Genomic DNA, 900 nt, shown 5'->3' on the forward strand with positions numbered 1-900 from the left:
AACACGCCAGAAAACCAAACCCTGATCAACATCGGTGTCGACGTCGGTAAAGCTAACCTCGATATCGCCCTTCATCCGTCCGGCCAGTCTTTTACCATTCCGAACAGCACCACTCATATCCGAGCGCTTGTGAAGATACTCAAGGGCTACGCCATTGAGCGGATCGTTGTAGAGGCAACAGGCCGCTACGAACATCCGCTGGTTCAGGCCTGCAGTCAGGCCGGCCTACCCATCATTGTGGTCAATCCGATCAGCGTGCGGCGCTATGCCCAGGCTATCGGTGTGTTGGCAAAAACTGATCGCATTGACGCCCAGATCATTGCCAAATATGCCGCTACGCTGAAGCCAGAATTCAAGCCTATACCGGATAAAACCTCTCAAAAAATCAAAGACCTATTGGCGAGGCGCAGCCAACTCATGGAAATGTCCACCATGGAGAAAAACCGCCTGCAGATCCTGCCAAAATCACTTCACAACTCCATCAATAGTTTACTCAAAGCGCTCCAGACCCAGATCAAAACCATCACCAAGCAGATCGAGCAGGAAGTCGCCAAGGTCGATCATTGGCAAAGCAAAACAGACATCCTGACCAGCGTGCCAGGCGTTGGCAAAGTCCTGACGTTTACGCTCCTGAGTGAGCTTCCAGAGCTTGGTAACCTTAACCGGCGAGAGATAGCAGCCTTGGTCGGTGTTGCACCTATCAATAGGGACAGTGGCAAGCTGACGGGCAAGCGTCGGATCCGTGGCGGCCGTCATAGAGTGCGAACAGTGATGTTCATGGCCATGATGTCAGCTATCCAATGCAATACGGTATTCAAGCAGTTCTATGAGCACCTAAAAGCCCAAGGAAAACTGCCCAAAGTCGCGCTGATTGCCTGCATGCGCAAAATGATTGTGATG

Annotated in this window: 1 protein-coding gene; it reads left to right on the plus strand. The window is 51.9% G+C overall.

Annotated elements, in window-relative coordinates; translation table 11 throughout:
- Positions 1-900: IS110 family RNA-guided transposase (locus tag C1949_RS19235; protein ID WP_211287228.1), on the plus strand; the 900-nt coding region annotated here is incomplete at both ends.

It is taken from the genome of Halopseudomonas oceani, assembly GCF_002903165.1.
Lineage (GTDB): Bacteria > Pseudomonadota > Gammaproteobacteria > Pseudomonadales > Pseudomonadaceae > Halopseudomonas > Halopseudomonas oceani.